The sequence below is a fragment of the Melioribacter sulfuriphilus genome, from assembly GCF_051488685.1.
Lineage (GTDB): Bacteria > Bacteroidota > Ignavibacteria > Ignavibacteriales > Melioribacteraceae > Melioribacter.
This window is the reverse complement of the sequence record NZ_JBPSEH010000008.1, coordinates 201,345-220,877: the sequence shown is the minus strand read 5'-3', so window position 1 is coordinate 220,877 and position 19,533 is coordinate 201,345. Positions and strand designations below refer to the sequence as shown.

The 19,533-nt window shown below is 37.9% G+C and carries 20 protein-coding genes and 1 tRNA gene; 2 read left to right on the top strand and 19 right to left on the bottom strand.

Going from position 1 to position 19,533, the window contains the following annotated elements:
- Positions 1–3: 3 nt before the first annotated feature.
- From nuoK to pgeF, 11 genes are all read right to left on the bottom strand, one after another.
- Positions 4–312, bottom strand: a complete 309-nt coding sequence (nuoK, locus tag ACSSV9_RS12385; RefSeq protein ID WP_437347565.1) for an NADH-quinone oxidoreductase subunit NuoK — start codon at positions 310–312, stop codon at positions 4–6.
- A gap of 20 nt (positions 313–332) precedes the next feature.
- Positions 333–842 (bottom strand): NADH-quinone oxidoreductase subunit J, encoded by a 510-nt coding sequence (locus tag ACSSV9_RS12380; RefSeq protein ID WP_437347564.1) that lies wholly within the window; start codon positions 840–842, stop codon positions 333–335.
- Positions 843–2,141, bottom strand: coding sequence for an asparagine--tRNA ligase (gene asnS / locus ACSSV9_RS12375; RefSeq protein ID WP_437347563.1), 1,299 nt, complete (start codon positions 2,139–2,141; stop codon positions 843–845). It lies immediately after the preceding gene.
- Between the two features lie 78 nt (positions 2,142–2,219).
- On the bottom strand, positions 2,220–3,776 hold the full coding sequence (locus ACSSV9_RS12370) for a Ppx/GppA phosphatase family protein (RefSeq protein WP_437347562.1): 1,557 nt from the start codon (positions 3,774–3,776) through the stop codon (positions 2,220–2,222).
- Positions 3,766–4,857, bottom strand: a complete 1,092-nt coding sequence (locus ACSSV9_RS12365) for a glycosyltransferase family 9 protein (protein WP_437347561.1) — start codon at positions 4,855–4,857, stop codon at positions 3,766–3,768. Before ACSSV9_RS12365 ends, ACSSV9_RS12370 begins: the two co-directional genes overlap by 11 nt.
- Positions 4,857–5,066, bottom strand: coding sequence for a hypothetical protein (locus ACSSV9_RS12360; protein ID WP_437347560.1), 210 nt, complete (start codon positions 5,064–5,066; stop codon positions 4,857–4,859). The genes ACSSV9_RS12365 and ACSSV9_RS12360 overlap by 1 nt, the downstream gene beginning before the upstream one ends.
- Entirely contained in the window at positions 5,059–5,709 is a 651-nt protein-coding gene (locus tag ACSSV9_RS12355) for a deoxynucleoside kinase (protein WP_437347559.1), read from the bottom strand. Before ACSSV9_RS12355 ends, ACSSV9_RS12360 begins: the two co-directional genes overlap by 8 nt.
- Before the next feature lie 9 nt (positions 5,710–5,718).
- Complete coding sequence (folK, locus tag ACSSV9_RS12350) at positions 5,719–6,222, bottom strand: 2-amino-4-hydroxy-6-hydroxymethyldihydropteridine diphosphokinase (RefSeq protein WP_437347558.1); 504 nt, start codon at positions 6,220–6,222, stop codon at positions 5,719–5,721.
- Positions 6,212–6,580 (bottom strand): dihydroneopterin aldolase, encoded by a 369-nt coding sequence (gene folB / locus ACSSV9_RS12345; protein WP_437347557.1) that lies wholly within the window; start codon positions 6,578–6,580, stop codon positions 6,212–6,214. The genes folK and folB overlap by 11 nt, the downstream gene beginning before the upstream one ends.
- Positions 6,577–7,491 (bottom strand): DMT family transporter, encoded by a 915-nt coding sequence (locus tag ACSSV9_RS12340; protein WP_437347556.1) that lies wholly within the window; start codon positions 7,489–7,491, stop codon positions 6,577–6,579. The genes folB and ACSSV9_RS12340 overlap by 4 nt, the downstream gene beginning before the upstream one ends.
- A 3-nt stretch (positions 7,492–7,494) precedes the next feature.
- A complete protein-coding gene (pgeF, locus tag ACSSV9_RS12335) occupies positions 7,495–8,232 on the bottom strand; it encodes a peptidoglycan editing factor PgeF (protein ID WP_437347555.1) in 738 nt (245 codons plus the stop codon).
- Positions 8,233–8,376: 144 nt separating this feature from the next.
- On the opposite strand from pgeF, the gene ACSSV9_RS12330 reads away from it, so the two are divergent.
- Positions 8,377–9,699, top strand: coding sequence for a multiheme c-type cytochrome (locus tag ACSSV9_RS12330; RefSeq protein ID WP_437347554.1), 1,323 nt, complete (start codon positions 8,377–8,379; stop codon positions 9,697–9,699).
- 16 nt (positions 9,700–9,715) lie between these two features.
- A complete protein-coding gene (locus tag ACSSV9_RS12325) occupies positions 9,716–10,876 on the top strand; it encodes a hypothetical protein (protein ID WP_437347553.1) in 1,161 nt (386 codons plus the stop codon).
- 113 nt (positions 10,877–10,989) lie between these two features.
- On the opposite strand, the gene ACSSV9_RS12320 is transcribed toward ACSSV9_RS12325, so the two are convergent.
- The 8 genes from ACSSV9_RS12320 to nuoF form a co-directional block, all read right to left on the bottom strand.
- Positions 10,990–11,574, bottom strand: coding sequence for a CDP-alcohol phosphatidyltransferase family protein (locus tag ACSSV9_RS12320; protein ID WP_437347552.1), 585 nt, complete (start codon positions 11,572–11,574; stop codon positions 10,990–10,992).
- Between the two features lie 540 nt (positions 11,575–12,114).
- Positions 12,115–12,187 (bottom strand) — tRNA-Phe (locus ACSSV9_RS12315).
- An 84-nt stretch (positions 12,188–12,271) separates the two neighbouring features.
- On the bottom strand, positions 12,272–13,204 hold the full coding sequence (gene argF, locus ACSSV9_RS12310) for an ornithine carbamoyltransferase (protein ID WP_437347551.1): 933 nt from the start codon (positions 13,202–13,204) through the stop codon (positions 12,272–12,274).
- Between the two features lie 48 nt (positions 13,205–13,252).
- Positions 13,253–14,200: a carbamate kinase gene (arcC, locus tag ACSSV9_RS12305; protein WP_437347550.1), complete on the bottom strand. Its 948-nt coding sequence runs from the start codon at positions 14,198–14,200 to the stop codon at positions 13,253–13,255.
- On the bottom strand, positions 14,197–15,516 hold the full coding sequence (locus tag ACSSV9_RS12300; RefSeq protein ID WP_437347549.1) for a cyclic 2,3-diphosphoglycerate synthase: 1,320 nt from the start codon (positions 15,514–15,516) through the stop codon (positions 14,197–14,199). The genes arcC and ACSSV9_RS12300 overlap by 4 nt, the downstream gene beginning before the upstream one ends.
- Positions 15,517–15,533: 17 nt before the next feature.
- Positions 15,534–17,366: a glutamine--fructose-6-phosphate transaminase (isomerizing) gene (gene glmS / locus ACSSV9_RS12295; protein WP_437347548.1), complete on the bottom strand. Its 1,833-nt coding sequence runs from the start codon at positions 17,364–17,366 to the stop codon at positions 15,534–15,536.
- Between the two features lie 204 nt (positions 17,367–17,570).
- Positions 17,571–18,125 carry a flavodoxin family protein gene (locus ACSSV9_RS12290; RefSeq protein ID WP_437347547.1) on the bottom strand — a complete coding sequence of 185 codons (555 nt, stop codon included), beginning with the start codon at positions 18,123–18,125 and terminating at the stop codon, positions 17,571–17,573.
- Between the two features lie 71 nt (positions 18,126–18,196).
- A complete protein-coding gene (gene nuoF / locus ACSSV9_RS12285) occupies positions 18,197–19,525 on the bottom strand; it encodes an NADH-quinone oxidoreductase subunit NuoF (protein WP_437347546.1) in 1,329 nt (442 codons plus the stop codon).
- Positions 19,526–19,533 lie beyond the last annotated feature (8 nt).

The window sequence follows — 19,533 nt, the reverse complement described above, 5'->3', positions numbered from 1 at the left end:
ACCTTACCATTTGAAAATATTGATTTCGTCTATATTGACCGTAAGTTTATTACGGAAGATTGCAATAATAATTGCAAGTCCGACGGCTGCTTCTGCGGCTGCCACTGTCATCACAAAAAAAACAAATACCTGTCCTGCAGGATTTCCCAAATACGATGAGAAAGTAACCAATGCCAGATTTGCTGAATTGAGCATTAATTCAATCGACATAAAAACAACAATGGCATTTCTCCTCAAAAGTACACCTGTTACACCTACAGTAAACATAAATGCACTTAGTACAAGGTAGTACTCCATTGGTATATTTGACATTTTACCTACTCCACAGGAATTTATTCAAGTTTTTTCTTAGCCAGAATCAGCGCTCCGATGGTAGCAGCCAGCAATAGGAAGCCCGCAACTTCAAACGGAATTATGTAATTGGTATAAAGTTCTCTTCCGATTGATTGGATTGTTCCAATTTCTACACTTTTCATTAAGTCAGGTGATATGCTTCTTGATGGAGCTCCATAAAAAATTATATATGCTACCTGAAGAAAAACGAAAATCGAAATTCCAATTGCAAAATACTTCAATATTTTTTTTTCGCTGAAAATTTTGGCTTCGCTATCCGTACGCAACAGCATTATAACAAAAAGGAAAAGCACCATAATAGCACCGGCATAAACGATAATCTGGGCGACAGCAATAAACTGAGCATTGAGCAATAAATAGAGCCCTGCCAGCGCAAAGAAGTTGAGAACAAGAAAGAGAGCGCTTATTACCGCATTCCTTCTTGTAATCATCATTATTGATGAGACTGACGCTATCAACGCCAGAATTATAAAAAGAGCTAATTCCATTTAAGGTGTATTCCTGTATATCATTCTGGGAAATGGTATTGCTTCTCGTAAATGCTCAAGTCCGCAGATCCAGCTAACGGTTCTTTCTAATCCAAGTCCAAATCCTGAATGAGGAACCGAACCGTATCGGCGCAGGTCGAGATACCACTCGAAATATTCTTGTGGTAGATTATGTTCTTTTATTCTGGAAATAAGCGTATCGTAATCGTCCTCTCTCTGGCTACCACCAATAATTTCCCCGTATCCTTCAGGTGCAAGTACATCGACAGCAAGAGCAAGTTTAGGATTTTCAGGATCTCTTTTCATATAAAATGCTTTTACTTCAGCCGGATAGCGGTGAACCATGACAGGTCGATCGAACTGTTCTGAAATAATAGTTTCGTCAGCACCTCCGAAATCGTCTCCCCACTTGAAATCGACGCCGTTCTTCTTAAGAATTTCAACTGCTTCGTCGTAAGTAATTCTCGGGAAAGGACGTATTACTTTTTCTAATCGGGAGGTATCGCGCTCGAGTTCTTTGAGTTCTTCTTTCCTTTCTTCAAGGACAGTCTGCACAATATACTCTAAAAATTCCTCTGCAAGATCCATATTATCGTTCAAATCATAAAAAGCCATTTCGGGCTCAACCATCCAGAACTCGGTGAGGTGTCTTCGAGTTTTCGATTTTTCGGCTCTGAATGTTGGACCAAAAGTATAAACTTTTCCCAGAGCCATAGCACCACTTTCAGCATAAAGCTGACCGGATTGTGTCAGGTAGGCTTTCCCTAGGTCAAAATAATCCATTTCAAAGAGAGTAGAAGTGCCTTCGCACGCATTTGGAGTAATAATTGGAGCGTCAAAAAGTGTAAATCCACGTGAATCGAAAAAATCGCGAATGGCTTTAACAATCCGATGCCTTATTTTAAGAATTGCTACCTGCTTTTTTGATCTTACCCACAAATGACGATTGTCGATCAAAAATTCGATACCGTGTTCTTTTGGGGTTATCGGATACTCCTGGGACATTGAAATCAATTTCAGATCGGTGACATCGAGTTCATAACCACCGATAGCACGTTTGTCCTCTCTTATTGTGCCTTTAACTTCGAAAGAGGATTCTTGTGTGATTCTGTCGGCTAAATCAAAAATTTCGGGAGAAACGTTCCCTTTAAAAACGACGCACTGGAGGTAACCCGAGCCGTCTCTCATTATAAGGAATTTAATTTTTCCGCTTGAGCGTTTGTGGTAGAGCCAGCCTTTTAAGCTGACTTCTTCGCCGACGTGCTTTCCTAAATCTTTAATATAAACAGTAGGTCTCATTATCTGGAAATTCTCGAAAAATTATAATCAAATATAATGAAGTGATTTATTATAATGCAAAAAAAGATAACTCTCTGTTCACTCTTCTATCAATTCTGTATAAACCTTTTTACCGAAAACTTCCTCGAATAGATTTTTCCTGCGTTCTAAATTCCACAATTCGATAGCAGGTTCAATCCCTTTTTTGTGATTAACAATAATTTTTACCTTCTTCGGCTCAATCACTGCATTTAACTGTTTTACGATTTTCCTGTGTGTCCTGTCGAACGAATCGGCAATCCTGAGTATCGACGCAAGTTTTTTTATTATTGTCCTGGTTTGTTCATTTAACTTCATAAATTCAGGATGACCTGGCTTGGGATGACTTTTTCTGTGATAACGAGCCGTATGTGCTATTATATCGATTTCATTTTCCGAAAAGCCGAGTAGCTCGCTGTTCTTTATAATATAATAGCTATGATGGTGGTGATTTGTGTGCGCAATATGATAACCGACGTCGTGAAGAATTGCAGAGGCTTCGAGAAACTCCCTGCATTCGGGTTTAAGTTTATGGATTGGCATAAGATCGTCATAAAGCTGAAGAGCAAGTTGCGAAACGTGGATGCAATGCTCCCTGTCGTATTCGCATTTTTCTGCAAGATGCATAACAGCTTCTTTACGAATATCCGTGAGCACTGGTTTCGATTTTTCCGAAGCACTTTTTTGTAAGGTATCAATAATGATTCCTTCACGCAGCGCATAACCGGAAATGGTCATTTCTTTGATCTCGAGCAATTTGAATATGGTCTCAAGTATAATAACACCAGCTGGAATTATGTCTGCTCTTTTTTCGTCCAACCCTTTTATTTTTTTTCTTTTTTCGGTTGTGCTGTGGGATAAAACTTCGTCGATAACATCTTTTAACTCGCTTTTTGTAAAAGTAAAATTATTCAGTATGGTCACATCGTTCGATTTCTTCTTTTGAGCATTTATCATTAATCCACATGACATTATAGTGCCCGATGTACCAACAATTTTTTCAAGACGAAATTGTTTCAATTGATTTGTCACAGGATAAATTTCGCCTTCGACCCATCTTCTGCAAGCTTCGATGCGTGATGGAGTAAGCTTAAAATCGGGGAAGAACTTTTCGGAGAGCCTTACCGCTCCCAATTTCATACTAACAGAGAAATCGATATGCCCTTTAAGACCAACAACAAATTCAGTGCTCCCGCCGCCAATGTCTATGACTAATGTCCTGCTGTTATAAATAGGGAGAGCTTTCAAAACTCCCAGATAAATTAAACGTGCTTCTTCGTGTCCACTTACAACTTCTATTTCGATTCCGGTTTTTTCCCTTACCAGTTCAATAAACTCATTGCTGTTGTGCGCCTCTCTAACGGCGCTTGTGGCAACTGCTCTTATAATTGCATTATGCGAAACTGCTATCTCCTTAAATCGCACCAGACAATCGACAGCTCTCTTCATTGCAGTCGGTAATATTTTTTTAATATCCGTACTGCTACCCTCACCCAATCGGATAACTTCTTTTTCCCGATCAATAATTTCAAAATTTCCTTTGTTTTTAATTTTTACTACAATGAGGTGAAACGAATTTGTACCGATATCGATTGCCGCCAGATTTTTATTTATCATTGTTTTTATCCGATGTATTTAAAATTGAATTGCACAGAGTAATAACTTCGTCAACTCTAATATCAGAAACAAAATCGGACTTTCGTAAAAAAAATTTATTATTGCCCAGAGGTGCCCAATTGAAGGGGTTCGTCGGTCCGAAAAGAGAAATTTGAGGTGTATCGGTAGCTCCGGCCACATGCATTATTCCTGTATCATTTGTAATAAAAAGGTCGCTCATTGAAATCAGAGCTGCAATCGTAGGAATACTTCTGTTTATAAAATATCCCACTTCGAAATTGAGATTACTTTTAAGGAAATCAATTTCATGCTTATCGGCGCTGCTTCCGGTAATATAAATTCGTGCATTAAACCTTTCTTTTATATACTTAATTAGTTCCAGAAAATTTTCCATTGGCCATCTGTTTTGAGGTTTGCCAGCTCCTACATGAAACCCGATCAGTTTTTCCCCTTTAAGCTTTCTTGTAAATTCCTCAGCTTTATCGATATCATTTTTATCAAACTCAATGTGAGATTTAAATTCATTCGTCGAAATGCTGAAAGGTCGGAGAATGTCGAGAATAAAATCTGAAACATGCGCGTCGGGATTTTTACGCCAATCGAGATCTATACGATAATTAAATAAATACGAAATATGATTTTCCTTACCATTCAAAGAGGCAGGGCCTATCTTAATTCCACTGTTTGAAAACGCAGCCAATATACAACTGGTTTTCGATATTGCAACAGTAGCCGGTACAATTGCAATATCATATTTTTTTCTTAAAACACGGAATAATTTTAGAAGGTAGAATGGACTGAATATTTTTTTCTTGTCAAAAACAAAGAGTCTGTCGATGAATTTATTTTTTGTTACTGCGTAAAAATTGTCAGGGCTTGCAATCAATGTTACTTCCGACTCGGGAAATGATTCTTTGACTGCTCTGAAAAGAGAAACACTTGCCAGCATGTCGCCAAGTTGATTATGCTGTCGTACAATCAAAATTTTTTTTGGTAAGCCGAGATTATAATCGTTCAGCCTTTCGGCCGAAAAATATTTTTTTAGGAATGATTCAAATGGATTTTTCTTTTGATGAGACATCAGGGATTACTGTTTTCTTTCGGTTTAATTTCTTCGAATTTTGCTTCTATTACGTCTTCTTTATTGATTTTATATTTTGAATTCTTTCCTCCTCCTGAATTATTTTCTTTTGCATTGTCAGATGTAAGCACACGATAGACAGTTTTAATCAGGCGGTAAATTATCGATACTATTAATATCCATATAATTATTCTTAAAAAATTAATCATTATTTCTCGCCTCCGGTTTGAAATATTCGATAAATCCTCTATCTTCTCTGAAAATTTGTTCATATAGTTCGTCGAAATCTCTTTCGTTATTTACAAAATCAATTTCTGAGGTATTGACAATTAGTAGAGGAGTTTGATTGTATTTGAAAAAGAAATTGTTGTAAGCTTCGGCTAATTCGACAATATAAGCTCGAGTCAGGTGTTTTTCTATCGGTCTGGCTCGTTTTTTAATATTGTGCATCAAGCGGTCGATGCTCGCCTGCAGGAATATTACCAAATCTGGTTTCGGAATATCTCGTTCTAATAACGGGAAGATCGACTCGTAGAGTTTTAATTCCTCACCCTGCAAATTTAGATATGCAAATATTCTATCTTTATCGAAGATGTAATCCGAAACAATATACCGGGTAAATAAATCTTGTTGATTGAGCTGTTGTTGCTGTTTGTAGCGGTTTACCAAAAAAAACATTTGCGTCTGGAAAGCATATCGATGACGGTCTTCGTAGAATTTTTCGAGGAAAGGGTTTTCCTGAAATTCTTCGAGAATAAGATTCGCATTGAGTTTTTCGGCAAGCATTTTGGCAAGTGTTGTCTTACCCGCACCGATAACTCCTTCAATTGCAATATATCTGATATCCTGCACTGCTAAGCCTTATATTAAAGTTGAATCGTGTTTACCAATAATATATCGCTCGAGATTTGAGAAATCAATTTCTCGTAATTTTTTCTTTTGACCGGGGGGTACAAAGTCGGGTGCAATTTCCAGAAGAGGAACAATCACAAAATCCCTTTTGAAGACTTCGGGATGTGGAATAGTAATATTCCCCGTGTCGTAAATCAGAGTGTTGAGGAAAAGAATATCGAGGTCAATTTCGCGCGGTCCCCATTTAATGCCTTCATCTTTTCTGCCCAATTCCTTTTCGATACTTTTTAGAAATTCAAACAATCCAATGACTCCAAGTCCCGTGTCGATTTCGATGACCGCATTATAAAAATTCTCCTGATTAGGATTGCCATAAGGCTTACTTTCATAGACCGAAGATGCTGCAAGCACTTTACAACTTTCGTGCTCTTTGATTTTTTTTACTGCTTCTCTCAGATACTGAAGGCGATTACCTTTATTCGAGCCGAGACCGATAAAGATATTATCTACCATTTTCCTTTATTACCTCCGCTTCGACGTAATCAATAACTCCACCAACCGGGACGTGGTGTTTTCTCACACGCACGGCAATTTTTTTTATCGAAGGATATTTTTCCAATAAACCATCAGCAATGATTGTGGCCAGAGTTTCAATTAAATACAATTTTTTTTTATGAACCAGGCTATTTATGTATTTATAAACTTCGTCGTAATTGATTGTAAGTTTCAAGTCGTCACTTGCAGCAGCTTCTGAAAAATCGGTATAAATATCAACGTCGGCTTCAAACTTTCCTCCAATATTTTGTTCTTCTTTTAATGCGCCGTGATATGCATAAAAAACCGCGTTCTTCAGTCGTATGATATTCGTCATAAATTAACTTTGCTCCTTCTCACATAAAAATATTTAATCAACCCTTTAAAATTAGCAAATAATATACCGATAAGCACCAAAGAACTACCAATAATTACTTTTTGCGAAAGATATTCATCCAGAATCAACCATCCGAGTAAAACGGCAATTATCGGCGTTATGAAAGCGCTCAGTGAAAGAATTACAACATTCATCCTTTTTAATAGCCAGTAATATGTTGTAAAAGTGATTACTGTCCCGAAGAATGCAAGATATAAAATAGAGCCTATCGATTTTTCGTCGAATATCCAATGTGCTGGATTCTCGAAAATAAATGCAACTGTTATCAATACAATTCCCGCAATCAACAGAGGTATAAAATTTAACGACAACGGATGCAAATGTTCACCATATTTTTTCATAGCGACAGCAATAAAAGCCTGCATCATCGAGCTGGCAAGCACAGCAATTGTACCCCAAAAGTAGTTCGTAATTTCGATATTGATGTTTTCAGAAAAGATTATCAAAATGCCCACAAATCCAAGAACAACTCCTGTTAGTTGACTTAAGCTTATCCGATTTTTTGGTAGCATTAAACGAGAAAAAATAATTACACCAAACGGCATTATTGCAAAGAGTATGGAAGCAAGTCCAGAGGGAATAAATTGCTCGGCCCAGTAAACTAGTCCAAACGGAATTATAAAAGAAAAGATTGCCAGCATTAAATAAATCTTTGCTGATTTTTTATCAACTTGAAAAACAACATTATTAATTTTCATCAAGACAAATATGAACACAGAAGCCAGCAGAAAACGGATACCAACCGATATTATTGGATCTATCGAGTCGAGCCCCAATCGTATTGCCAGCCATGTAGAGCCCCAAATTATACAGATAACTATGTAACCGAGTACAATCTTTAGATTTTCCAAACTTTATTCCTTCATATAAATTAAGCCAAGAGCTCTCCCTGACATTTTTCCGTCTCTTCGGTAAGAGTGGAGCAAATCTTTTTCGTTAAATGTACAACCTTCATAAACTTCGATGTTCAATTCTCGAATTTGATAATCAACCAAAACATCGAGGCATACTTGTCGCAAATCCAGGTAATATTTCCCATTGTTTTTCGATAAATATTTTTCATCGAATTGAGATGCTACATCCAGACCGACTTCATAATTTTCTTTCGATATTGAGGGACCAATATATACAAAGAGTGAATCGACCTGAGTATTGAATTTATTTATTAAAAGATCGAGAGTTTTACCGAGAATATTTGCCTTTGTACCCCTCCAGCCTGAATGAATTCCTGCTATAACTTTATTTTTTTTGTCATACATAAAAATCGGGACACAATCTGCCGAAGAGATAGCCAGTGCAATTCTTGTATTGGTTGTAATCATTGCGTCGGATTCTCCTGCGAATCCACCTTTGTTAACAATTAGAATATGGTCCGAATGAACTTGCCTTTGATAAGCTACATTTTCAGGTTCAATACCTAAGGCTCCGAAAAACGCATCCCTGTTTTCTTTGACGACCTTTTCATCGTCACCTACGTTATACGACAGATTAAAATAAAATGGACCTTTTCTTCCGAGTCCTATTTTTGTTGAAAATCCGAAGACGATATTTTCAAATTTCTGAAATAATTTGCTCTGAATAATTTTTATCATAAATTCTTTTTAGGATAACAATATAAAAATAAGTTCTGCATAATAGAGAACAAAATTTATATCGATAAAATAATCCTTGACACTGGTAAAAGCGATAATTAAATTAAACAAGAGATTAACCTCTCATTAAATCCGGAGGGAAACATGAAAAAACTCATCTTATTTTTATTGATTGTAGGATTAATAAAAGCTCAGTCGGGAGTGAAAAAATTTTCTTATGAAGATTTTAAGAATCCCGAATTCTGCCGTTCGTGTCACAACGATTTTTATCAACAATGGAAACAGGCAATGATGTCTCAGGCATACACACATAAATGGGATGAAATTGAATATTTTAAATTGGCTGTGCCCCATGCAGAGAAAGACGAAAAAGTAGCTGAAGTAAAAGCGGGCTGTAATGGTTGCCATTCTCCAATTGCATACGTAGTTGGGGATACTCCACCTCCATTGCCTGAAAAAAATTCACGTGCAAATGAATCGGTGTCATGTGATGTTTGCCATAGTATAAAAGGCTATTCGGGAGATGTGCCATATAATTTCAATTACATAATCGAACCGGGTAAAATAAAATATACATCAAGGAAAAATACAGTCGATTCACCCGTTCATGAAATCGAAATTACAGAACTCCATAAGAGCGGTGATTTTTGCGGCATCTGTCACAACGAAAAAAGTCCTTATGACGTATGGGTAAAATCAACTCAACTGGAATGGAAAGATGGACCATATTACAAAGAAGGCGTACAATGTCAGGATTGCCATATGACTAAGAGTGAGATGAAAACTGCATCTATGGGACCTACTTATAAAGACGCCAAGCTTCATCTTTTCCACGGTGCTCACGACCCGGGCAAAATTCGCGGAGTTATAGAATTACGGATTAATCCCGATACACGCCAGGCTGAACCTGGAGAAACTGTAAAATTTACCTTAGCTCTTTTCAATCAAAAGACAGGTCATAAATTCCCAACCGGCTCGGTTGAAGACCGAATCGTATGGCTGCATGTTGAAGCAGTAGACGCAAATGGGAAAGTTTATCATTTACCGGTGGATAAAAAAGGATTTGAAGGAGAGGAATATACTATTGCAGACAAATCGCTGGCTTATCAGGATATGGGAATTGCGCTTAACATTCCTGACTTTAAAGGAGTCGAACGAGATGGTATACCATCAGGTGACAGAATTTTTAGAATGCCCTATTTCGACCCTAAAGGCAGAATGACAATTCAACAGTGGAACACCGCCTCACTCGGAGTAGACTACAGAATTGGCCCACGTGAGACTAAAATTGAAACATTTACATTCAATATCCCAAATGACGCACCGCCGGGCAAACTAACAGTTACGGCAGTTTTAAATTATCAGCTTCTGGTTAAACCGGTAGCAGATTTTCTCGGTGTACCGGAGGAAGAATCCAGAGTTGTGGAAGTTAACAGACACTCAACCGAAATTGAAATTTTACCATAAAAACGGGAATATTAAAATGAAAAGATTACTCTTTCTTTTTTTATTGCTCCTCTTTTCCGCTGAATTTATGTACGGTATCCCTGCTTTTGCAAGAAAGTACAGAATGAGTTGCCAAACATGCCATGCGCCCTTTCCAAAATTGAAACCTTACGGTGACGAATTCGCAGGTAATGGTTTTAGATTATCCGAAGAAGAAGCCCCTCGATATTACGTCAACACTGGCGACAACGATCTCTTTCTGATCAGGGAATTACCATTTGCTATAAGACTGGAAGGTTATACAACTTACAACATGAATAATTCGGATAAATTTGATTTTACTGCACCTTACATATTAAAATTACTTTCTGGCGGGGAACTATCGAATAAGATTTCTTATTATTTCTATTTCTTTTTTAGCGAGAGAGGTGAAATAGCAGGAATCGAAGATGCATTCTTGATGTATAACGACCTTTTTGGATACAACCTCGACATATATTTAGGACAATTCCAGATTTCCGATCCACTATTTAAAAGAGAATTGAGACTGACACTCGAAGATTATACAATATACAAAGCCAAACCCGCCTACGCCAGATCGGCTTTAACTTACGATAGAGGATTAATGATTACTTACGGCGCTCCCACAGGAACCGACATTATTCTGGAAATACTTAACGGCAATGGAATAGGCGAAGCAAATAATCTTAAAATATTCGATGACGACAAATACAAAAATTTCTTTATGCGAATATCGCAGGATATAAACAACAGTTTCAGGCTCGGTGCATTTGGTTATTATGGTAACGACGAAATTGAAGACGATTTTGGTTATAATTTTACAAATGAGTTTTATTCCTTTGGAACCGATTTTACTCTGACGTTTGAAAATCAATTGGAATTAAATTTTCAGTATCTATATCGGAATGACAAACAAGCCACTTATTTCAACAGAGACATCGCAACAAAAGGCGGAATGGCAGAATTAATTTATAGTCCAAATGGTGACGAAAGTAAATGGTACAGTGTGGCTCTTTTCAATTGGGTCGATTCAGAATGGAATGCGCTCGACTATAAAACTGCTACACTTAGTATTGGCCATTTGTTAAATCGAAATGTCAGAGTAATTGGTGAATGTACATACAATATAAAAGACGAGTTTGCTCAGTTTAGTCTCGGAATAATTTCTGCATTTTGATTAAAAAGTTCGGAGCTGTCTAAAAATGATCTCCGTCAAAGAAAAAGGAGATTAATTTCACATATTTTCACGAATTATTCAGCGAGCTTTTTACTTTCTGGACAGCTCCGAATTCATTTTTTTTCCTCATCTTTCAGTTTTTGCCCCTCGATTATTACAGAAGCAATGTATATGATAAATAAACCTACAGCCAGTACAAGTGCAGCTAAATCAATTATAGTGATAATTCTTCTCCCCAATAAAAATGGGAAAGCTCCAAAATAATATAGAATTGTATTCAAAATTATAATGAGCACTCTTACTTCGGTGGGACCTATTTTGTAATACGACAATCTGAAGATGCCCTGTATATATGTTCTGATATAAACGAGAATCGACATAAGGAAATAACTGAGTAATGCAATTAAAAGAAATTCAAAATGAGCATAAGGCGAAAGACCTATTCCAAAAGCAATGAAAATCATACTTACCGAATCGAGAGTGTGATCGATAAAAAAACCGTAGCGTGGTCTTTCGATATGCCGGAAACGAGCTACTGTGCCATCCAGGCTATCACCAAACCAATTAATAACAAGTCCTAAACTCGCCAGCCATAAATAATTCTTATTGTAATTTGTTAGATAATAACTGAGTCCTGTCAAAAAGGATCCAAACAATCCAAATAATGTTAACTTGTCGGGGGTTACGAATGCTGGCATTTTGGAGGCTAACCATTTTAGGGCTGGTCTTTCTAAAGGTCCTAATAAAATATCATTTATTCTTTCGTGTGGTTTCTGCATTGTTAATAATAATCTTATGAATTTAACAGATGAAATATAAGAAATACTTGTCACTTTACATTAAATTCACCCTAAAAGTTCAACTTACATTTTATAATTCAATTGTTATTTTATGCTTATGATTTGATCACAATTTTCTTTTTTTGACAATGTAAATTCATTTGTAGTTTAGAACAGCCATATCAGATGCCTGCGTGGTAAACTCCATCAAACCACCTTATTCTTTAAAACGAAAAAAGGATGATTTTTTTTCATCCTTTTTTTATGTGGGCAGAGACCACGCCTGCGGCGCGGTAAACTCCATCGAACCGCCTTATCCTTTAAAACGAAAAAAGGATGATTTTTTTTCATCCTTTTTTTATGTGGGCAGAGACCACGCCTGCGGCGTGGTAAACTCCATCGAACCGCCTTATCCTTTAAAACGAAAAAAGGATGATTTTTTTTCATCCTTTTTTTATGTGGGCAGAGACGGAATCGAACCGCCGACACAAGGATTTTCAGTCCTTTGCTCTACCGACTGAGCTATCTGCCCAAATTTAAATTGCCTTAGGCTATTAAATTGTGGCAACAAATCTATAGAAAAAGAGGAATAAAATCAAAACAATTTCATACAAAATTACATAACAAGTGCCATTATCGCTTTCTGTACATGTAATCTGTTTTCTGCTTCGTCAAATACAACTGAATTAGGCGAGTCAATGACTTCATCAGTTACTTCATCACCTCTGTGAGCAGGCAGACAATGCATAAACAGATAATCATCTTTGGCGAATTTAATTAGTTCATTATTGACTTGATATTTTTCAAAATGTTTACGACGTTCATTTGCTTCGGCTTCCTGACCCATACTTGCCCATACGTCGGTGTAAACAATATCGGCATCTTTAACGGCTTCTACTGGATCTGATGTAATTAATATTTTACTGCCCATATAATTGGCATTCTTCTTTGAATTCTCCACAATTTCTTTTTTCGGCATATATCCCGACGGCGAGGCAATAGCTATATCCATTCCTACTTTTGAACAGCCGTGAAGTAAAGAGTGGGCCATATTGTTTCCGTCCCCGATATATGCCAGTTTAAGACCCTGCAGCTTTCTTTTCTTTTCAAGAATAGTAAATAGATCCGTCAATACCTGGCAGGGATGAAGCAAATCTGTCAATCCATTTATTACTGGAATGTCAGCATATTTTGCTAATTCGATAACATCATCGTGCGAAAAAGTTCTGATCATTATACCATTCAAATATCTCGACAATACTTTTGCAGTATCGTGGATATTTTCAGATTTGCCTAGTTGCAGATCGTCAGGTCCAAAATAAAGTCCCAGTCCACCCAATTGGTAAATTCCTGTTTCAAACGATATCCTGGTTCTTGTCGAGCGTTTATGAAAAATCATCCCTAAAGTTTTTCCTTCCAATAGACGATGTGGTTCGCCCGTTAATTGTTTTTCTTTCAAAGACTTCGATAAGTCGAATATTTGATAAATTTCCTCAACTGTTAAATCGTTGATGGAAATAAGATCTTTCCCTTTCATATTAATTGCCATAGTTCACCTGAAATTTTGATTTTATACAAAAATAAAAAAAAGAATTAATTATGAAGGAATAATTCTCGTTCCGCAGTTATCTTTTTCAATTTCTTCCTGATTTGTTATGATGGCTTCGTTACCAGTTTTTTCGACGAACTGAATTGCAGCAAGAATTTTCGGTCCCATGCTTCCGGGCGGAAAGTGCCCGCCGTCGTATAATTTTTTGGCTTCTGTAACACTCAATTGATCCAGCTGCTTCTGGTCTTCTTTTTTATAATTGATATAAACTTTTGGTACATCCGTAATAATGTAGAAACGGTCGGCGTTAATTTCGCTGGCAAGTAAACCTGAGGCCAGGTCTTTATCGATAACCGCTTCGATAGCTTCGAGGTATTTGGTATCTTGATGCCAGTAAACCGGTATTCCGCCTCCTCCGACACCAATTACAATATGCCCCCTTTCTACCATTTCTTTAATTACCTGTTTATTCATAATGTCAACAGGCTTAGGTGAAGGAACCACTCTCCTCCATCCTCTTCCAGCTGGATCTTCTTTGAATATCCAGCCTTTTTCTCTGTTAAGGCTGCTGGCTTCTTCTTTAGAATAAAATCTTCCAATCGGTTTAGTCGGATTTTGAAATGCTGGATCGTTAATATCGATAAGAACCTGCGTAATGATTGCCAGGACGTTTCTTTGAATGTCGGTCTTGCTCATTGCATTACGCATTTGCCTTTCGATCATATAGCCGATTCCACCCTGGGAATCGGCCACACAGATATCGAGAGGCATTTTGGGAATATTAAATTGATTGTAGCCGGCTTCGTTTCTGAGTAGAATATTGCCAACTTGTGGTCCATTGCCGTGAGTTAGAACGAGGTTATAACCGTTTTTTAACAAACCTATTAATTTTTCACAGGTTTCGAGCGTATGCTTCTCTTGCTGCTCGATTGTTCCTGCTTCGTCCCCCCTCAAAAGGGCATTCCCGCCCAATGCGACAACGGCTATTTTATTCATAACAAACCTCTCGACCTTAGAACGGATTCGACAGTAACTTCTCCTTTCTCGTCGAGCTCATACATTACTCTTGTTGTAGGTTTATTGATTTTAAGAATTCGCCCCAGGTCGATTGGAGTACCGATTACAACCGAGTCACAATCAGTACGGTTAATTGTTTCTTCGAGATCTTTGATTTGTTGCTCGCCGTATCCCATAGCAGGAAGCAATTTGCCAATATTTGGATATTTTTTGTATGTATCGGCGATCGATTTAACGGTGTAAGGTCGTGGATCCACAATCTCTTTTGCATTCAATCTCTGAGCAATTACAGTACCAGCTCCATATTTCATCTCGCCGTGAGTTAATGTTGGACCATCTTCGACTACCAGAACGCGTTTGCCTGTTATTAATTCAGGTTTGTCTACCATAATGGGTGATGCAGCTTCGATAATCACTGCATTTGGATTTACATTGTGAACATTTTCTCTTACCGTTTCAATACCCTCTTTAGTTGCTGAATCGATTTTATTAATTATAACCGCATCTGCCATTCGAAGTGAAGTATTTCCTGGATAATATTTCAATTCGTGACCGGGGCGATGCGGATCGACCACCGTAAATGTAAGGTCGGAATGATAAAACGACATGTCATTATTGCCGCCATCCCACAGAATTATATCAGCTTCTTTTTCTGCTTGTCTGAGAATAGCTTCGTAATCGACGCCTGCATAAATCACACCTCCGCGTGCAATATGTGGTTCGTATTCTTCTCGTTCTTCAATTGTACATTCATATTTATCCAGGTCCTCATAAGAAGCAAAGCGTTGTACTTTTTGTTTGACCAGATCGCCATAGGGCATTGGATGACGTATTGCTACAACTTTTTTGCCCGCTTCGGATAATAATTTTACGATTTTTCTGGAAGTTTGAGATTTACCGCATCCAGTTCGCACAGCGAGTACCGAAATAACCGGTTTGCTACTTTTAATCATCGTTTCATTAGCACCCATCAACCTGAATGAAGCACCAGCAGCATTAACTATTGAAGCCTTTGTCATAACGTATTCAAAAGGGACGTCAGAATAAGCAAATACTACTTCGTCTGCTTTGAGCGTTCTAATTAAATCGACGAGTTCACTTTCGTCGTATATTTTAATACCGTCTGGATATAGTTTACCTGCGAGTTCGGCAGGATAAACTCTTCCATCGATGTTAGGGATCTGTGTTGCTGTAAAAGCAACCACATCGTAGTTTTCATTGTCCCTGAAATAGACATTGAAATTATGGAAATCGCGTCCCGCTGCCCCCATAATAATTACTTTTCTTTTAGTCATACTACACCTCTGTTTATTTATTCTACAGTTACGCTTTTAGCCAAATTTCTTGGTTGGTCTACATTCAATCCTTTCTTAACAGCCACGTGATAAGCAAGCAGCTGAAGTGGTATTACACTTAGAATCGGTTGAAGCATATTAATCGTTTTTGGTACTTTGATGACGTGGTCGACTAATTTTTCAATATAATCGTCCTCTTCGTTAACAATAGCCAGAATTCTTCCTTTACGAGCTTTAACTTCTTCTATGTTGCTTATAACTTTATCATAAACGGCATCCTTAGTTGCAATAAAAACCACCGGCATATTTTCATCAATCAATGCAATCGGTCCGTGCTTCATTTCTGCAGCGGGATATCCTTCGGCATGGATATAAGAAATTTCCTTCAATTTAAGCGCCCCTTCCAGCGCTACAGGAAAATTGTACCCACGTCCAAGATAAAGAAAGTTTCTGCACGACATATATTCTTCGGCAATTTTTTCGATCTGATCGTTCGATTCCAATATTTTTTTCACCTTATCCGGCAGGGACTGCAACTCGCGTATTATTTTTTGACCTTCAAGCAGGCTGAGATTTTTCTTGCGAGCAAGCAACAATGTTATCAAAGACAGAACCACCAGTTGAGATGTAAATGCTTTTGTTGAAGCTACACCGATTTCTGGACCAGCGTGAATATAAACGCCGGCATTGCTTTCTCGTGCAATTGAACTGCCTACAACATTACAAACTCCCAGGCAAAGAGCTCCCTTTTTTTTGGCTTCTCTAAGCGAGGCTAAAGTATCGGCGGTTTCGCCGCTTTGCGATATAAAAATGACAGTATCTTCAGGACGAATTATCGGGCGTCGATAACGAAATTCCGATGCGTACTCAACTTCTACGGGAATACCTGCATATTCTTCCAGCATATATTCGCCCACTAAGCCGGCATGCCACGATGTTCCACAAGCCGAAATAATGATCCTTTGTGATCGTGCAATTCTATCTTCATAACCGTGTAGACCGCCAAGTTTGGAAATTCCTTCTTCGAGTAGCAATCTACCACGCATCGAATTAAATATTGAATCGGGTTGCTCCATAATCTCCTTTAGCATATAATGTGGATATCCACCTTTCGTGATTTCATCGACGTTCATTTCAATCTTGTGAATCTCTTTTATTATCTCTTCGTCGTGAATTGTTTTAGCAGAAAAATGGTCCTTGTAGACCTCTGCAATTTCACCGTCCTCAAGATATATCACCTGGCTAGTATGAACAATTAGTGCATTTACATCTGAGGCTACGAAATTCTCGTTTTTTCCGATGCCAACTACTAAAGGAGATCCTTTTCGAGCAACTACTATTTTATCTGGCTCTCCTTTGTAAATCACCGCCAATCCATAAGTACCCTCAATTTCGTTAAGGGCATACCTGACTGCCTGAAATAAATTATTTTTCAATTTTAGGTAATGATCGATAAGATGAGCCAGAACTTCTGTGTCTGTTTCACTAACAAATATGTAACCCTCATCTATTAAATTTTTTTTAAGTGTGGAGTAATTTTCAATAATGCCGTTGTGAATAACAAAAAGAGTATTCTCATTATTGCTATGCGGATGTGCATTTGTAACGCTCGGTTCACCATGTGTAGCCCAGCGTGTATGTCCGATGCCAAGGTTGGCATAAATATTTTCCGAATAAACAATTTTTTCTAATTCCGAGACTTTTCCTTTAGTTTTAATTGTTTTGCATTCGTCCTGACCGACCACTGCAATACCGGCCGAGTCGTAACCCCGATATTCCAGGCGTTTGAGCCCTTCGATTAAAATAGGAACACAATTCTTGTCGCCAATATAGCCAACAATACCACACATAGATGGATCTCCTATGTTTTTAATTAAATAAAAATGAATTTCAATATAATGAAATTAGTGGTCAGGGCAAGGACGCAATAGAAGGAGTTCTGATGAGATAAAGAGTCTGCTTGTTTTATGAGGGTGTTTTATTAACATATTCACAAAAAATTTGTGCAGAAAAATTATGAAAAAAAGTTGTGAATAGTCAATACCACCTTAAACTCAATCCCATGGATTTCTCTTATATAGATTATTCAATGGATGAAGGTCCTTTCTTCCATCGAAGTATACGGCCACCCATTCTGCCAGTCTTCTTCCTAAGCGGCGGCATGCTTCAATTTCTTTATCGAGTCTTGGTTCGCCAGCTTGAACTGCACCATAGTGTGCTGTAAATTGATGCCCGCTATAGTCGGTAACGCCGAATACCAGAAATCCGAAGTTCATCATAACAGTTAGAATCGACATACATGTTAATTCTGCACCACCGCCCCAGCCCCCTTGAGAACTAAAAGCGCAGCCAATTTTACCATCGATCCTTTGCCAATCGGGTAATAAATCTTCCCAGAATTTTTTCATTTCGGAAGATAAAATTCCCAGATGCGTTGGCGAACCTACCGCAACTCCATTGCACCAGATTATATCTTCTCTCGAAGCTGTGTTAATGTTCTTTATTCGTATTTCGGTGCCCGGAATTTGCAAAGCTCCTTCCGCAACGTACTTAGCCATTTTTTCTGTGCTGCCGTCCTTGCTGTAGTAAAGGATAAGTACTTTGCCCATCTCCTGCCCTGAAAAAAATTTTATAGTAAACTTTAATACCCTCTGTCCTTCTGGCAGATTGCGTAAAATATTTAGGATTTTAATACAATATTATCGAGTGAAATTTTAGTAAACCTCATTGAATGAACTTTATTCGGTACAGGGATGACAACCTGAGGTTTAACATACTTTTCAAATTCATCTCTAAATCTCTGAATCATAAATTTAACAGGCCATGCTGCCGCATCCCCAAGTGCACATATCGTATTGCCTTCAATGTTTTGTGCCACACTGACCAATAAATCCAGATCTTTAGATGTACCATTGCCCTGGTCAATTCTTTTAAGAATTTTTTCCATCCATCCTGTACCTTCACGGCAGGGGGTGCATTGGCCACAGCTTTCGTGATGATAAAAATGTGTAATTCTTAACAAAACTTTGAGAAGATTCGTATCTTCATCCATTACTATGACACCACCAGTTCCAATAGCCGAACCAGCTTCTTTAAGGGATTCGGCATCCATTCTTATCCCTTCGAGTTGATCGCCTCTGAGTGGTGGCATAGACGAGCCCCCAGGTATTACACATTTAATTTTCTTGTTACCAGGAACTCCACCTGCTACATCATAAATTAATTCAGTTAACAAAATACCTGTGGGCAGTTCGTAGACACCGGGCTTGTTGACATGTCCACTAATGCCAAATAGAAGAGTACCCGGATGTTTTGGTGCCCCGATTTTTGAGAACCATTCCCATCCCTTCAAAATAATTGGGGGGACGTTTGTAATTGTTTCTACGTTATTAATTGTTGTGGGACAGCCCCATAAACCTTTTTGAGCCGGGAAAGGCGGTTTTACACGCGGATACCCTCTTTTCCCTTCAATTGAATTCATTAATGAAGACTCTTCACCGCATATATATGCGCCAGCACCTTTATGAATATAAAGATCACAATGGAAATCGACACCGAAAGTGGTTCTCATTTTTTCACCGAGAAATCCTTTATCGTAAGCAGTGTCGATTGCCTGTTGCATCAATTTAATCCATTTGTGGTATTCACCGCGAATATAGAGGTAAGCAATTTTCGCACCTATTGCATAACACGCAATAATTGCTCCTTCAATTAGCTGGAAAGGATTGTATTCGAATATTTGTCTATCTTTAAAAGAACCTGGTTCACTTTCGTCTCCATTAATGCAAAGATATTTGGGTAAGTCTGTCGTTTTGGGCATAAAGCTCCATTTCAAACCTGTTGAGAATGCTGCGCCGCCTCTTCCTCGCAATCCAGATTTTTTCACCTGTTCGATAATATCATCGGGTGTTTGAGAAAAAGCCTTTTTAGCTGCTTCGAAACCGCCATTTTTTAGATAGACATCAATTTGATTTAAATTCGGTATTTCTGGTAATACAATTCTTTCCATTATTGACA

What these genes read in the sequence shown, in the direction of transcription:
- nuoF (WP_437347546.1), bottom strand. Translation starts at nt 19,525, where the DNA reads ATGGAAAGAATTGTATTACCAGAAATACCGAATTTAAATCAAATTGAT.
- ACSSV9_RS12380 (WP_437347564.1), bottom strand. Translation starts at nt 842, where the DNA reads ATGGAATTAGCTCTTTTTATAATTCTGGCGTTGATAGCGTCAGTCTCA.
- ACSSV9_RS12300 (WP_437347549.1), bottom strand. Translation starts at nt 15,516, where the DNA reads ATGACTAAAAGAAAAGTAATTATTATGGGGGCAGCGGGACGCGATTTC.
- arcC (WP_437347550.1), bottom strand. Translation starts at nt 14,200, where the DNA reads ATGAATAAAATAGCCGTTGTCGCATTGGGCGGGAATGCCCTTTTGAGG.
- ACSSV9_RS12325 (WP_437347553.1), top strand. Translation starts at nt 9,716, where the DNA reads ATGAAAAGATTACTCTTTCTTTTTTTATTGCTCCTCTTTTCCGCTGAA.
- asnS (WP_437347563.1), bottom strand. Translation starts at nt 2,141, where the DNA reads ATGAGACCTACTGTTTATATTAAAGATTTAGGAAAGCACGTCGGCGAA.
- folB (WP_437347557.1), bottom strand. Translation starts at nt 6,580, where the DNA reads ATGACGAATATCATACGACTGAAGAACGCGGTTTTTTATGCATATCAC.
- ACSSV9_RS12320 (WP_437347552.1), bottom strand. Translation starts at nt 11,574, where the DNA reads ATGCCAGCATTCGTAACCCCCGACAAGTTAACATTATTTGGATTGTTT.
- pgeF (WP_437347555.1), bottom strand. Translation starts at nt 8,232, where the DNA reads ATGATAAAAATTATTCAGAGCAAATTATTTCAGAAATTTGAAAATATC.
- ACSSV9_RS12330 (WP_437347554.1), top strand. Translation starts at nt 8,377, where the DNA reads ATGAAAAAACTCATCTTATTTTTATTGATTGTAGGATTAATAAAAGCT.
- folK (WP_437347558.1), bottom strand. Translation starts at nt 6,222, where the DNA reads ATGGTAGATAATATCTTTATCGGTCTCGGCTCGAATAAAGGTAATCGC.
- ACSSV9_RS12370 (WP_437347562.1), bottom strand. Translation starts at nt 3,776, where the DNA reads ATGATAAATAAAAATCTGGCGGCAATCGATATCGGTACAAATTCGTTT.
- nuoK (WP_437347565.1), bottom strand. Translation starts at nt 312, where the DNA reads ATGTCAAATATACCAATGGAGTACTACCTTGTACTAAGTGCATTTATG.
- glmS (WP_437347548.1), bottom strand. Translation starts at nt 17,366, where the DNA reads ATGTGTGGTATTGTTGGCTATATTGGCGACAAGAATTGTGTTCCTATT.
- ACSSV9_RS12290 (WP_437347547.1), bottom strand. Translation starts at nt 18,125, where the DNA reads ATGGGCAAAGTACTTATCCTTTACTACAGCAAGGACGGCAGCACAGAA.
- ACSSV9_RS12365 (WP_437347561.1), bottom strand. Translation starts at nt 4,857, where the DNA reads ATGTCTCATCAAAAGAAAAATCCATTTGAATCATTCCTAAAAAAATAT.
- argF (WP_437347551.1), bottom strand. Translation starts at nt 13,204, where the DNA reads ATGGCAATTAATATGAAAGGGAAAGATCTTATTTCCATCAACGATTTA.
- ACSSV9_RS12360 (WP_437347560.1), bottom strand. Translation starts at nt 5,066, where the DNA reads ATGATTAATTTTTTAAGAATAATTATATGGATATTAATAGTATCGATA.